Source organism: Curtobacterium sp. MCLR17_058 (genome assembly GCF_003234705.2).
Classification (GTDB): Bacteria; Actinomycetota; Actinomycetes; order Actinomycetales; family Microbacteriaceae; genus Curtobacterium; species Curtobacterium flaccumfaciens.
In genome coordinates, this window is record NZ_CP126262.1 from 1,265,029 (window position 1) to 1,278,044 (window position 13,016).

The 13,016-nt window shown below is 70.1% G+C and carries 15 protein-coding genes; 8 read left to right on the forward strand and 7 right to left on the reverse strand.

From position 1 onward, the window contains the following. Window positions 1–27 precede the first annotated feature (27 nt). Entirely contained in the window at window positions 28–1,545 is a 1,518-nt protein-coding gene (locus tag DEJ11_RS06055) for a SulP family inorganic anion transporter (protein ID WP_111102969.1), read from the reverse strand. A gap of 213 nt (window positions 1,546–1,758) precedes the next feature. On the opposite strand from DEJ11_RS06055, the gene DEJ11_RS06060 reads away from it, so the two are divergent. From DEJ11_RS06060 to DEJ11_RS06070, 3 genes are all read left to right on the forward strand, one after another. Next, entirely contained in the window at window positions 1,759–2,145 is a 387-nt protein-coding gene (locus DEJ11_RS06060; RefSeq protein ID WP_111102971.1) for a MerR family transcriptional regulator, read from the forward strand. Window positions 2,146–2,315: 170 nt separating this feature from the next. Continuing rightward, window positions 2,316–3,128: an HAD-IIB family hydrolase gene (locus tag DEJ11_RS06065; RefSeq protein ID WP_111103005.1), complete on the forward strand. Its 813-nt coding sequence runs from the start codon at window positions 2,316–2,318 to the stop codon at window positions 3,126–3,128. Continuing rightward, complete coding sequence (locus tag DEJ11_RS06070; protein WP_027464806.1) at window positions 3,125–4,339, forward strand: glycosyltransferase family protein; 1,215 nt, start codon at window positions 3,125–3,127, stop codon at window positions 4,337–4,339. The genes DEJ11_RS06065 and DEJ11_RS06070 overlap by 4 nt, the downstream gene beginning before the upstream one ends. Before the next feature lie 406 nt (window positions 4,340–4,745). On the opposite strand, the gene DEJ11_RS06075 is transcribed toward DEJ11_RS06070, so the two are convergent. The 3 genes from DEJ11_RS06075 to DEJ11_RS06085 form a co-directional block, all read right to left on the reverse strand. After that, entirely contained in the window at window positions 4,746–4,946 is a 201-nt protein-coding gene (locus DEJ11_RS06075; RefSeq protein WP_110864786.1) for a hypothetical protein, read from the reverse strand. Window positions 4,947–5,041: 95 nt separating this feature from the next. Next, window positions 5,042–6,091: an LLM class flavin-dependent oxidoreductase gene (locus tag DEJ11_RS06080; RefSeq protein WP_111102973.1), complete on the reverse strand. Its 1,050-nt coding sequence runs from the start codon at window positions 6,089–6,091 to the stop codon at window positions 5,042–5,044. Between the two features lie 63 nt (window positions 6,092–6,154). Continuing rightward, window positions 6,155–6,547 carry a VOC family protein gene (locus DEJ11_RS06085; RefSeq protein ID WP_111054317.1) on the reverse strand — a complete coding sequence of 131 codons (393 nt, stop codon included), beginning with the start codon at window positions 6,545–6,547 and terminating at the stop codon, window positions 6,155–6,157. 70 nt (window positions 6,548–6,617) lie between these two features. On the opposite strand from DEJ11_RS06085, the gene DEJ11_RS06090 reads away from it, so the two are divergent. Both DEJ11_RS06090 and DEJ11_RS06095 read left to right on the forward strand, forming a co-directional pair. Further along, a complete protein-coding gene (locus DEJ11_RS06090) occupies window positions 6,618–7,484 on the forward strand; it encodes an SMP-30/gluconolactonase/LRE family protein (RefSeq protein WP_111054318.1) in 867 nt (288 codons plus the stop codon). Continuing rightward, window positions 7,481–8,080 carry a hypothetical protein gene (locus tag DEJ11_RS06095; RefSeq protein ID WP_146248472.1) on the forward strand — a complete coding sequence of 200 codons (600 nt, stop codon included), beginning with the start codon at window positions 7,481–7,483 and terminating at the stop codon, window positions 8,078–8,080. Before DEJ11_RS06090 ends, DEJ11_RS06095 begins: the two co-directional genes overlap by 4 nt. Before the next feature lie 6 nt (window positions 8,081–8,086). Here the strand turns inward: DEJ11_RS06095 and DEJ11_RS06100 are convergent, their stop codons facing one another. Then, the gene (locus DEJ11_RS06100; protein ID WP_181438962.1) at window positions 8,087–8,236 is read right to left on the reverse strand and encodes a hypothetical protein; all 150 of its coding nucleotides are present in this window, start codon (window positions 8,234–8,236) and stop codon (window positions 8,087–8,089) included. A 224-nt stretch (window positions 8,237–8,460) separates the two neighbouring features. Here DEJ11_RS06100 and DEJ11_RS06105 point away from each other — a divergent pair, with 224 nt between their 5' ends. From DEJ11_RS06105 to DEJ11_RS06115, 3 genes are all read left to right on the forward strand, one after another. Continuing rightward, window positions 8,461–8,592: a hypothetical protein gene (locus DEJ11_RS06105; RefSeq protein ID WP_258367032.1), complete on the forward strand. Its 132-nt coding sequence runs from the start codon at window positions 8,461–8,463 to the stop codon at window positions 8,590–8,592. 22 nt (window positions 8,593–8,614) lie between these two features. Then, window positions 8,615–9,532, forward strand: a complete 918-nt coding sequence (locus DEJ11_RS06110) for a phosphotransferase family protein (RefSeq protein WP_111054320.1) — start codon at window positions 8,615–8,617, stop codon at window positions 9,530–9,532. A 225-nt stretch (window positions 9,533–9,757) separates the two neighbouring features. Next, window positions 9,758–10,765, forward strand: coding sequence for an SPFH domain-containing protein (locus DEJ11_RS06115; protein WP_152377666.1), 1,008 nt, complete (start codon window positions 9,758–9,760; stop codon window positions 10,763–10,765). A 186-nt stretch (window positions 10,766–10,951) separates the two neighbouring features. Here DEJ11_RS06115 and DEJ11_RS06120 read toward each other — a convergent pair whose 3' ends face one another. Together DEJ11_RS06120 and DEJ11_RS06125 are read right to left on the reverse strand one after the other, a co-directional pair. Continuing rightward, window positions 10,952–12,220 (reverse strand): sugar ABC transporter permease, encoded by a 1,269-nt coding sequence (locus DEJ11_RS06120; RefSeq protein WP_071404281.1) that lies wholly within the window; start codon window positions 12,218–12,220, stop codon window positions 10,952–10,954. After that, a complete protein-coding gene (locus DEJ11_RS06125; RefSeq protein ID WP_110864792.1) occupies window positions 12,217–12,981 on the reverse strand; it encodes an ATP-binding cassette domain-containing protein in 765 nt (254 codons plus the stop codon). The genes DEJ11_RS06120 and DEJ11_RS06125 overlap by 4 nt, the downstream gene beginning before the upstream one ends. Window positions 12,982–13,016 lie beyond the last annotated feature (35 nt).

The following is a 13,016-nucleotide window of genomic DNA, read 5'->3' on the forward strand; positions in this document are numbered from 1 at the left end:
CGTGACGTAGGGGGAAGGGGCAGGAGGTCAGTGGCCGGCGCCGAGGCTCCCGGCGAGGCGGCTGTGGAAGGCCTGGCTGGCGTCGTTCAGTCCGGCGATCTCGACCCGCTTGCCGTGCTGGTGGTACTTCGTCTCGATGGCGTCGAGTGCGGCGACGGTGGAGGCGTCCCAGATGTGCGACCCGGTCATGTCGATGACGACCAGGTCGGGATCGTCGACGTAGTCGAACTGCGTGGTGAGGTCGTTGCTCGACGCGAAGAAGAGTTCGCCCTCGACCGTGTAGAGCGCGTGCTGCTCACCGGTGCTGAGCGTCTCGATGCTCCGCGACACGGTGGTGAAGTGGGAAACGCGGCGTGCGAAGACGATCATCGCGGCGATGACCCCGATGATCACGCCGATGGCCAGGTTGTCCGTGGCGACGACGATCACGACGGTGAGGACCATGACGACGGTCTCGCCGACCGGCATCCGCTTGAGGGTGGAGGGCTTGATGCTGTGCCAGTCGAAGGTGCCGACGGACACCATGACCATCACGGCGACGAGTGCGGCCATCGGGATGATCGCGACCACGTCGCCGAGTCCGACGACGAGGACCAGCAGGAAGACCCCGGACAGGAACGTCGAGATCCGGGTACGGGCGCCGGAGGCCTTGACGTTGATCATCGTCTGGCCGATCATCGCGCAACCGCCCATGCCGCCGAACAGGCCGGAGGCGATGTTCGCCACCCCCTGCCCGAGCGCTTCGCGGGTCTTGCGGGAGCCGGTGTCGGTGACCTCGTCGACGAGCTTCGCCGTCATCAGCGACTCGAGGAGTCCAACGAGGGCCATGGCGAGTGCGTAGGGGGCGATGATCGTGAGCGTCTCGAGGTTCAGCGGGACGTTCGGGATGAACAGGGTCGGCAGGCTGTCCGGGAGTTTGCCCTCGTCGCCCACGGTGGGGATGGCGATGGACGCCAGCACGGTGACGAGCGTCAGGACGACGATCGCCACGAGCGGTGCCGGGATGGCCTTGGTGACACGGGGCAGGAGCACGATGATCGCGATGCCGACGGCCCCGATGGGCCAGACGAGCCAGTCGACGCCGATGATGTTCGGCAGCTGCGCGGTGAAGATCAGGATCGCGAGGGCGTTGACGAACCCGACCATCACCGACCTCGGCACGAAGCGCATCAGCTTGGCCGCGCCGAGCCCGCCGAGGACGAGCTGGAACACGCCGCCGAGCAGGACGGTGGCGATCAGGTAGTCCAAGCCGTGCTCCTTGACCACGGGGGCGACGACGAGCGCGATGGCTCCGGTGGCGCCGGTGATCATCGCGGCACGTCCGCCGACGAACGAGATGACCACGGCCATCACGAACGCCGAGAACAGCCCGACGCGGGGATCGACGCCCGCGATGATCGAGAACGAGATCGCTTCCGGGATCAGCGCGAGGGCCACGACGAGGCCGGCGAGGACCTCGCGGAGCAGGACCTTCGGGTTCCGCAGGGCGGACAGGACGGTGGGGCTTGCGTGCACCGGAGCCGGTGCGGGCGTGACGGTCGTCACGGTTCTCCTTCGGTGAGGGATGCGGACGCTCGGCGTCCGCGGGGGGAATGTCGTGGGGCGCTTCGTCGCGCGCACTGTCCGAGTGCGGCCAGGGACCTGAACCTTCCGCAACGGAAGAGTTGGTCGTGTCCGACTCTAACGCAACGGAAGGGTTGCTGCGCAAGCATCGGTACGATCGGTCGGGACCGGGCAACCGGGCGGAAGGGGTCAGCAGTGACGGACGCGGCAGGAGCATCGACGATGCGGATCGGTGAACTCGCCGACCGGACCGGGCTCTCCATCCGGACCGTGCGGCACTACGACGACGTCGGGCTGCTCCACCCCACCGGCCGGACCGAGGGTGGCTTCCGGCTGTACTCCGACGACGACCTGCAACGCCTGCTCGTGATCCGCCGGATGAAGCCCCTCGGCTACTCCCTCGAGCAGATGGCCGAGCTCCTCGGCATCCTCGACGGGCTCCAGGTGGCGGACGGCACCGAGCGGGACCGGCTGCAGGCGCAGCTCGACGCGTACGTCGTGGACACCGAGGAGCGCCGGGCGAAGCTCGCCCGCAACCTCCAGTGGGCCGACGAGTTCCTCGGCATCCTGCGCGCGCACTGACACACCGTGACGGACTGGAGGCGCGGTGCCAGCTGGCACCGCGCCTCCAGTCCGTCCGCTGGTCGCGTCGCGCGGCCGACGCCGGCTTGTTCACCCAACCGACGCATGCGCGTGGCAGGGTGGTCCGGGGCATCGTCGCCCGCAGCCCAGCCAGCCGCCAGCGGAGCACGATGCCAACACCCGACCTGATGATCGTCACGGACCTCGACGGGACGTTCCTCGACCACCACGACTACTCGTTCGACGCGGCCCTGCCGATGCTGGAACAGCTGCGGGTGGACGACGTCCCCGTGGTGTTCTGCAGCAGCAAGACGCGTGCCGAGATCACGGCGCTGCAGGCACGCACCGGGCTCGACGGACACGCGTTCGTGGCGGAGAACGGCGCGGTCGTCGTCGGACCGGTGGACGACGTGCTGGTCGGACCGGTCGACGGTGAGCTCGAGCGGCTGCACGCAGCACTCGACCGTGTCCGACAGTCACTGCATCTGCGGTTCGAGACCTTCGGCGGCGTGACCGACGCGGTCGTCGCCGCGTGGACCGGCCTCGACCTCGAAGCGGCCGGACGAGCACAGCAGCGCGAGGCGTCCGAGGTGCTGCTCTGGCACGCTGAGGACGACGACCGGGCGGACGCATTCCGCGCGGCGCTCGCCGCGGTCGGCCTCGACCTGGTGCGCGGCGGCCGGTTCTGGCACGTGCTGCCGGCCGGCCGCGACAAGGGCGCGGCCGTCCGGACGCTGATCGCCGACCACGAGCGTCGGACGGGCACCGTCCCGCGCACGATCGGACTCGGCGACGGCCCGAACGACACCGCGCTGCTCGACGCCGTCGACTTCGCCGTCGTGGTCCGCGGACACGGCCCGGCACCCGGACCACTCGCCGACGACCGCCCCGAGCGCGTCCACCGCACGACCGCCCCCGGCCCGCAGGGCTGGACCGAGGGCCTCACCCGGTTCACCACCCCGTCCGTCAGGAGCCACCGATGAGCGACTTCCACCAGAACGGCGTCATCACGACGTTCCACGACCTCGGTCGCCGCAGCACCGCGAGTCTCGAAGAGGACCTGCGGGGCTTCGCCGAGAAGCGCCCGATGAGCCTGATCCTGCCGGCGCTGTACTCCGAGCTCGAGCGTCCGGCACTGTCGCGGATCGTCGACGAGCTGGCCGAGGCCGACTGGCTCAGCGAGATCGTGATCGGGCTCGACCGCGCCGACCGCTCGCAGTTCGAGCACGCCCGCGAGTTCTTCTCGCGGCTGCCGCAGCGGCACCGGATCCTGTGGAACGACGGGCCGCGGCTGCGCGAACTCGACGCCGAACTGGAGCGTGCGGGCCTGGCGCCGGGGGAGCCCGGCAAGGGCCGGAACGTCTGGTACTGCACCGGGTACGCCCTAGCGTCGGAGCGGGCGGACTGCATCGCCCTGCACGACTGCGACATCACCACCTACGAGCGGGGCATGCTCGCGCGGCTGTTCTACCCGGTCGCGAACCCCGCGTTCGACTACGAGTTCTCGAAGGGCTACTACGCCCGCGTCGCCGACGGCCGGATCAACGGCCGCGCCGCACGGCTGCTCGTCGGGCCCCTGCTCCGCTCGCTCCGCCAGGTCTACGGGGAGTCCGAGTACCTGGAGTACCTCAGCAGCTTCCGGTACCCGCTGTCCGGCGAGTTCGCGATGCGCGCCCACGTGCTGAACGGGCTGAAGATCCCCGGCGACTGGGGACTCGAGATCGGCATGCTCTCCGAGGTCTACCGCGACTACGCGACCCGGCAGGTGTGCCAGGTGGAGATCGCCGACGCGTACGACCACAAGCACCAGCCCCTCGCCGAAGCCGACGGCACCGGCGGCCTCGCCCGGATGGGCAATGACATCGTGCAGTCGCTGCTCCGGAAGCTCGCGACCATGGGCGTCCCGCTCACGTCCGACTCGTTCCGGGTGCTCAAGGCGACGTACTACCGGAACGCACTCGACATCGTCGAGGTCTACCGGCACGAAGCCGAGATGAGCGGGCTCGCGTTCGACCAGCACGCCGAGGAAGCCGCGGTGGAGCTCTTCACCAAGGCGATCCTCGACGCCGGCGGCGCCTTCACGGCGCGGCCGAACGACAAGCCGTTCATCCCGAGCTGGAGCCGGGTGCGCTCAGCGGTGCCGGACGTGCTCGACCGGCTGCGGGACGCGGTGGAGGCGGACCAGCAGGACTGACCGGTTCCCTCGACCGGGTGACGGCGTCGACGAAGCCGTCAACGACCAGACCGGCGCAAGCCGTCGAGGGGGACCCACCCTGGCTGCGAGCGTTGCCACGATCGGAAACGGTCGATGCGCCCCTGCGCGGCTGCCACGGCAGGCCGAGCCCGCCGGATCACGCGGCTCCGCAAGACGAGGAAGCCCGAGCCCACGAGGACGAAGAAGCCCGCCAGAGCCAGCCCCGTAAATCGGATCGGACCGACTACCGACCAGCCGATCGAGGCGCCGCCGAGCGCACACAGCACACACCCCCAGAACAACATTCGGCTCGCGGTGTGCCGGAAGGTCCGGACGAGCCGTTCATCGTGTTCGATCGTCGGCGTGCTGCCGGGCTCTGACTCTGCGAACCCCACCCGGAGCCGCATCACGAGCCCCAGATGACGTACGCGACGACCCCGAGGACGACGACACCGCCGATGGGAACGAAGAAGATCCAGTCGTTCCGGATCGGCGCGCTACCCGGTTGATGGTCTCGCTGGAACGGGGCGACCGGGTTGCCGCTGACCCCGGGGAGGAAGTCGGTCGAGTGCTGTCGGACCGGTTCTTCGGGACGCTGGTCGTGCATGTGACCCCCCAGAGTCGACGGGTGCTGATGACCCTCCCGTCGATCTTGCCCGACATCGGGTGCCTTGACCACCACCGGTGCAATCGGCCGACTCGTCATCCGTGCTGCGGGTCCCACCCGTCGGTTCCCGGCGCCCAACCGAGTTCCGGACCGAGACGCTCAGCGATGTCGGTGATGATCTGCGCGTAGTCGTCGGGCTCGAACGAGAAGGGGAGCGCGAAGGCGACCTCGGTGACCGCCTGGTAGCCGACGTCGGCACGCAGCCGGTCCGCGATCTCGGCCGACGTGCCCACCAGGTCGGCGGCGAAGAGCATCCCGGCGGGGCCCTGCGGCACGCCGACGCGACCCGAGCGGCTGTCGACGTAGGCGCGGTAGCGGGCCGCTTGCTCGGCCGTCGCGGTGTCGGTCGGGATGACGACCAGGCCCTGCGAGACGCGGGCGGCAGCGGGGTCGGGGTGGACGTCGAGGTAGGCGTCGATCTGGGCGCGCTGGTTCGTGGCGAAGTCCGTGCCGTTCTCACTGCGGGTGACGCTCGAGGTGAGCAGGTGGAAGCCGTTCTTGCCCGCCCACACGGCCGACTTCGTGCTGCCCGTGCCGTACCAGATCCGGTCGGCCAGGCCGGCGCTGTGCGGCTGGACGGTGCTCGCGAACTCCTCGATGCCGCGGCGTTCGACGGTCTCGGTGGCCGTCACCGGGTCACCGCGCACCAGGTCACGGAAGCGCAGGAGCCGGTCGTTGCCGAGGTCCTCGTGCTCCAGGGTGTCGGGGTAGATCGCGTCGCGGTACAGGTCGAAGTTCATCGGCGTGCCGACGGAGAACCCGGGGTTCAGGCGGCCGCCGAGCAGGACGTCGACCGTGCTGAGGTCCTCCGCGAGGCGGAACGGGTTCTCCGCGCCGATCGGGGTGACCGCGGTGCCGAGGTCGATGCGCGAGGTGCGCTGCGAGGCGGCCGCCATGACCGCGACGGGGGAGGAGATGCCGTGCTGCAGGTGCCGGTGGCGCAGCCAGGCGCTGTCGAAGCCCAGGGTCTCGGCGCGCTCGATCACGCGCAGGGTGTCCTCGTGGCCCTCGGACGGTCGGGCGGGGTCGAACGACCCGATCGTCAGGAAGCCGAGCCGGTGCAGGGGAGTTCCGTCGAGGGGCATGGGTCGATCGTGCCAGATGCGTCGTCCGTTGCGGCTGTCGATGACCGTCGTGCAGCCGCCGGGTCAGTCGCCGCTCTCCTTGATCAGCGCTTCGACGTTGTTGCCGTCCGGGTCGGACACGAACGCGGTGTACGCGCCGTACTCCGGCCAGTAGCGCGGCTCGTGCCGTGACACCCCGCCGGCGGCGACGGCTTCGCGGTGGAAGGCGTCGACCTCGCTCCGCGATCCCGCCTCGAACGCCAGGTGGAGTCCGCGGGTCGTCGCCTCGGGGGTCCGGGCGGTCTCGAGCGAGACGCTCGGGGTGTCGTCCCCGTGCTGCCAGAACTCGGCGACGGAGTCGGTGCGGTAGCCCGCTCCGATGCCGAGGGGCGCGAGGGCGGCGGTGTAGAACGCGTCGCTCGCGGCGAAGTCGCTGGCGAAGACGCCCAGGTGGTGGATGAGGTGACGACCCGGCATGGGACGACCCTAGGCCGCCGTCACGGCATCCGTCCGGGCAGCTTCCCGGTCCCGCTGGCAGGCTGGATCCGTGCACATCACCCTGGACTCAGCGACCGACATCGTCATCTCCGGCATCCGCTTCCCGGAGGGCAACCGCTGGCACGACGGACGGCTCTGGTACTCGGACATGCACACGGGCCAGGTCTTCTCGGTCGACCCGTCCTCGACCGACGGCCCCCGGCTCGAGGCCACCGTCGACGGGCAGTCGTCGGGGCTCGGGTGGCTCGCCGACGGGCGGCTCATCATCAGCTCGATGGAGTCCCGCACGGTCGTCGCCGTCGACCCGGACGGCAGCACCTCGGTGTTCGCCGACCTGACCACGATCGAGTCGTCGCTCGTGAACGACCTGGTCGTCGACGCCCAGACCGGGCGGACCTACATCGGTGCCTTCGGCTACGACCTGTACGCGGGCGAGGAACTGCGCCCCGGCCCGCTCTACGTGATCGGCACCGACGGCTCCGTCCGCCTCGCCGCCGAGGGCCTGGTGTTCCCGAACAGCGCCAACATCCTGCCCGGCACCCGGACCCTGGTGGTCAGCGAGACGTGGGGCGGCCGGCTCACCGCCTTCGACATCGAGGACGACGGTTCGCTGACCGGGCGGCGCGAGTGGGCAGCCCTGCCCGGCGGCGTGACCCCGGACGGCAGCACCGTCGACCGTGACGGCGCGATCTGGGTCTGCTCGGTCGACACGGGGGAGTTCCTGCGGGTCGTCGAGGGTGGCGAGGTGACGGACCGCATCGACGCACCCGGGGACTGCGCGATCGACTGTGCGCTCGGTGGCGAGGACGGTCGCACCCTCTACCTGGCGACCGCCGACAGCTACGACCCGGCCGTGACGGCGACGACGCGCGCCGGTCGGATCAGTTCGGTGCGGGTCGAGGTGCCCGGGTGGTGAACCCGAGCGACCTCGCCGAGGCGACGCGTCGTGCCGAGTACCTGGTCGAGCACGGGCCGACGGTGGTCGTCATGTCGCAGCAGGCGGGGTTCGCCGGCATGTCGATCCTGTGGGCGTTCATCAGCGTTCCCTCCGTGCTCCGCACCGACTCGGTGATCTGGTTCCTGTTCGCCCTGGCCGGAGCGGTCGTGAACGTGACCGCATGGGTCCGTGCTCGACGCCACCGCAGGCTGCTGCCGTACCTCGTCGAGACGCCGCAACAGCCGCTCGGCGCGCTCACGCCGGCGGACCGCAAGTCCGTGACCCGACAGGTCAGCGGACGGGCACCGGTGCCGCCCGAGGCCGTGCCGCTGGTGCGGGCGATGCTCGCGTGGCAGCGACGCTCCACCCGGACCTCGGCCCCGGCCCTGATCGGCACCGGGCTGAGCCTGTTGGGACTCGGCGGCGCCACAGCCCCGACGTTCGGTTCGGATTGGGCGTTCCTGGTGTTCATCGCCGTCGTCGTGGTGTTCGTCACGGTCGCGACGGTGATCGGCGTACGTCGAAGCCGCCGAGTCCTGGCCGAGCTCGATCGGGCAGGTGCGCCCGTCTCCTGAGCCGGGTCAGTCGCTCGGCTGCGCTCCCGGCCCGAGCGCGATCACCGTGCCGAGGAACCGTTCCGGTTCCATGTCGACCTCGTCGAAGCGGACCGGGTCGGCAGGGGAGATCGGGATCACGCCGGACACTCCGAGGTCGGTCCTGAACCAGACCATCGGTGCGGGCGTCCGACCTGCGCGCGCATCGCGGAGCGCCGCATCAGCCAGCTGCGGCCACACAGCTTCTTGCTGTGCGGAGACACGCATCGTCGTCGCACTGATCGTCAGGATTCGCACACGTCATCATGCGCTCCCGACGACCGGTTGGGGCAACCGCGTCGTCAACCTGGTGGTGCTGGTCGTTCTCCTCGCGCCCGTCAGCGTGGTGCGGGGAGGTCGTGATGGGCAGTCCGGGTTGGTGGGCGGCGATCGGCTGTGCCGTGCTCCTGCTCATCGTCGACGCGGCGATCTGGGGCATCGTGTCGGTCGCTGCCGCATCCCGCGCTGCGAACAGCGTTCCGCGCGACGGTTGATCGGAGCGGCCATGCTGGTCCCATGTCGGACGAGGTGGTCGAGCAGGAGTGGTTCCGAGTCGTCCTGCGCTCCGTCGGCGGATCGGTCGACCGGATCGAACGGCTGCACGGCGGGGCGGTGAACCACACCTACCGGGTGGACCGTGCGGGTGCTGCTCCGGTCGTACTGCGTTTCCCGGTTGACCCGCTTCGACAGGACGAGTACCCCGTCGAGTCGTGGGCAGCACGGAGTGCGAGCCGGGTCGGCATCCCGGTCCCCGAACCGCTCGCCCACGGGTCGGAGGGCGGTGTCCACTTCTCGGTGTCGGCGTACGTCGCACCTGACCCACGACCGATCGACCGCCCGTGGCGGTGGCTCGGTCGCTCCGCGCGAGCCGTCGCCATGATCCCGCTCGTCGATGCGCCTCGGTCGTTGTTCACGAGGTTCGGCGACGACCTCCGGCTCGCCTGGACGGCGCACCTCGACTACAACCTCGATGCGCTCGGCGACGACGATCCGCTGCTCCGTGACGGTGCCTACGCGTCGCCGGACCGGTTGCGTGATCGTCTCGCTCCGCTGTCGGAGGCGCAGTTCGAGTTCGGGCTGGCCCACGGCGATCTCGCACCTCGCAACCTGATCTCCCGCGGTCCGGGCCAGCGGCCGGTGCTCATCGACTGGGGCGCCGCGGAGACCGGGCCGGCACCGTGGACGGATGCCCGCCGGGTGTTCACGTGGACGTTCATCGACGGGTCCGTCACCCGCGCGGACCACGACGAGTTCATGACGGCTGCCGGACTCACGTCGGACGACGACCACCGGCGGCTCGCGTCGATGACTGCGCTGCACCTGCTCGACGTCACACGGTGGGCGCGTGACCGGCGACCGGACCTGTACGACGAGTACCTCGGACGCTGCCGCAGCGGACTCGAGCGCATCGAGGAGATCGTCGGACCGGCCTAGCCCACGCGGCCCCGACCCCGAGCGCGTCCGCGCGGTGCGAGGTTGTACACGTGGTGCGAGGCATCCAGGCTCGCACCACGTGTGCAACCTTGCACCAGACGGAACCGGCGCCAGGCGACCGGGGCGACACGGACGCCACGCGCGCCCGCCACCACGCACCCCCACGTCACCCGCACCCCTCCGGGTACGGCAGACTGCACGGACAAGCATCCAGGAGTGATCGTCATGTTCGTCGCCGCCATCGTCTTCCTCGTCATCGCGCTCGTCGCGCTCTTCTTCCGAACACGCACCTACTCCACCCCCGCACGACCGGCCACGCCCGGTCGCGAGGCACGTCCCGCCGTCCCGACTCGCCGCCCGAACCTCATCGCGACGTGGACAGCAGCAGCCGCGGGCGTCCTGTTCGTCGGGCTCACGCTCGGCAGCACCCTGTACGCGCAGGACACGGGCGAGTCGAAGGTCCAGGTGGACATCTCCGGCAACATCGTCGGGCAGACCACGGACTCCGGGTTCCACTTCAAGGCACCGTGGGCCACGCTCCACACGTTCAACATCCGGAACCAGACCGTCACCTACATCAACGCGGTGAACGGCTCCGACTCGGACAACAACGGCAACGTCCGCTCCGGCCCGTACGTCACGGTGCAGGACCAGGACGGCGTCTCGTCGAACGTCAGCCTGAACCTGCAGTACAGCATCGACGCGAAGTCGGTCACCGACATCTACCGGTCGTACAAGACCGAGGAGAACTTCAAGACGCAGTTCATCGGCAACTCGGTGCGCAGCGTCGTCCGTCAGGTGCCGAACGACTTCACCACCATCGAGCTCATCACCAAGCGCGGCACCGTCGAGAAGGCGATGATCCAGGCGCTCGAGACGCGCTGGAAGGGCTCGGGCGTGCACGTCGACAACTTCGCCCTGCAGGAGATCACGCCGCCGAAGTCGGTCATCGACGCCTACGCCACGGCGCAGCAGGCGCAGATCCAGGTCACGAAGGAGCGCGCGCTCCTGGATGCCAAGAAGGTGCAGGCGCAGCAGCAGGTCGCCGAGGCGCAGGGTCAGGCCGACGCCAACGAGGTCCTCAACGAGCACCCGCTCTCCGACGCCGCGCTCAAGCAGCGCGAGATCGAGGCGCTCAAGAGCGCCGGCGACAACGGCTCGCTGATCGTCGTGCCGCAGGGCACCGACAACATCCTCAGCCTGCCCGGTACCTCGGGTTCGAAGAGCAAGTAGCGCGCCGAGACGCCGCCCAGTCGCCGAGACGCCTCCGTTTTCGGAGGCGTCTCGCGCACGGGGCGGCGTCGGGGGCACACGACGGCGTCTTCCGGATCCGAGACGCGCGCCGAGACGGACGGGAGGCACGGTGCCAGCTGGCACCGTGCCTCCCGTCCGTCCGCGTGGCGGGGTCCGGGGCCCCGCTCAGGCCGCGCCGTGACTGGCGCGACTGCGCCGCGAGAGCGAGTCGATGATGACGGCCAGCAGCAGGACCGCGCCGGTGATCATGTAGCGGATCGACGAGTCGAGGCTCAGCAGGGTGAGCCCGTTCGAGATCGACTGGATCACGATGATGCCGAGCAGTGCCGACCAGGCGCTGCCACGGCCACCGAACAGGCTGGTCCCGCCGATGACGGCTGCGGCGATCGCATTGAGGTTCGTGTCACCGGCGCCGGAGGACAGGCTCGCCGAGTTCAGGCGGGCGGCGGCGAGGATGCCGCCGACGGTGGCGAAGAGCGAGGTCAGCATGAACACCGAGATGTAGATGCGGTTCACCCGGATGCCGGAGCGCCGTGCGGCCTCGACGTTGCCGCCGACCGCGAAGACCGAGCGCCCCCAGCGGGTGCGCTTCAGCACGAAGTTCATCAGCACGACCAGCACGATGAAGAACACGAACGAGGTGCCGGTGCCGAAGTCGCGCGACAGGTACCAGACCATCAGCGCGAGGCCGAGGAACAGGGCGACGGCCTTCACGATGGTCAGCGACATCGCCCCGGTCGACAGCCCGGCACGGCGGCGGCGGGCAGCGCGTCGGATCTCGGTGAAGAAGAGTCCTCCGGCGGCCAGGACGGCGAGCAGGTAGGCGAGCCACGGCGGCAGGTACGAGGCCGAGGCGAACTGCACGATCGGGGAGTCGTACGGCAGGTTGATCGAGCCGTTCGGGCCGAGGATGAGCAGCTGCAGCCCGAGGAAACCGAGCAGACCGGCGAGCGTGATGACGAAGCTCGGCACCCCGAAGCGGGTGAACAGCAGGCCGTAGAGCAGACCGGCGGCGGCACCGACGGCCAGGGCGACGGTGAGCACGAGCCACAGCGGCCAGCCGAGCGTGGTGAGGCCCTGGCCGAGGATCGCGGCGGAGAGCCCGCTGACGCTGCCGACGGACAGGTCGATCTCGCCGAGCAGCAGCACGAGGACGATGCCGATCGCGATGGTTCCGACCGCGGCGCACTGCAGGGCGAGGTTGACCAGGTTCCCCGGGGACAGGAAGTCGGGGGAGAGCGCCTGGAACACCGCCCAGATGACGATGAGCCCGACGACCACCGGCAGCGAGCCGATGTCACCGCCGCGGACCCGTCGGACGAACGCCTTCGCGGCGCCGCCGATCCCCTGGTCGCGCAGGAGCCGCTCGTCCTGCAGGTCCGCCGCCGAGGGGGTCGGGGTCGCTGCGGTGAGGGTCTCGTCGGTCTTGCTCATGCGCTGGTCTCCTGCTCGGTGCGGGCGGCGGCGCGACGGGTGACGGCGTTGTCGGTGGCGCCGGTGATGGCCGCGATGATCTCCTCGTAGGAGACGTCGTCGATGCGGAACGTGCCGTTGTTCCGCCCCAGCCGCAGGACCGCGACCCGGTCGGCGACGGCCTGCACGTCCGCGAGGTTGTGGCTGATGAGGACGACGCCGAGCCCGCGCTCACGCAGGCGTTCGACGAGGTTGAGGACCTCGGCGGTCTGTGCGACACCGAGTGCGGCGGTGGGCTCGTCGAGGACGACCACCTGCGGGTCGCCGATCAGCGAGCGGGCGATCGCCACGGTCTGCCGCTGGCCACCGGACAGCGACGCGATCGGGATCCGCACCGACGGGATCCGCGCGGCGAGCTGCTGGAGGAGCTCCCACGATCGGCGCTCCATCTCCTCTTCGTCGAGGAACGGGTGGGCGATCTCGCGCCCGAGGAACAGGTTCGAGACCACGTCGAGGTTGTCGGCGAGGGCGAGGTCCTGGAACACCGTGGCGATGCCGAGGGTCTGGGCCGCGGCGGGGTTCGGGACGCTGACCTCGTCGCCGCCGAAGGTGATCGTGCCGCCGTCCGGTGTGTAGACCCCGGCGAGGATCTTCACGAACGTCGACTTGCCGGCACCGTTGTCGCCGACGATGGCGACCACCTCGCCCGGGTAGACGTCGAAGTCGATGTCGCTGAGGGCCTGGACGGCGCCGAACCGCTTGGTGATCCCGCGCAGGGACATCACCGGGTCGGCGGAGGGGTGTGCTGCTGGTGACG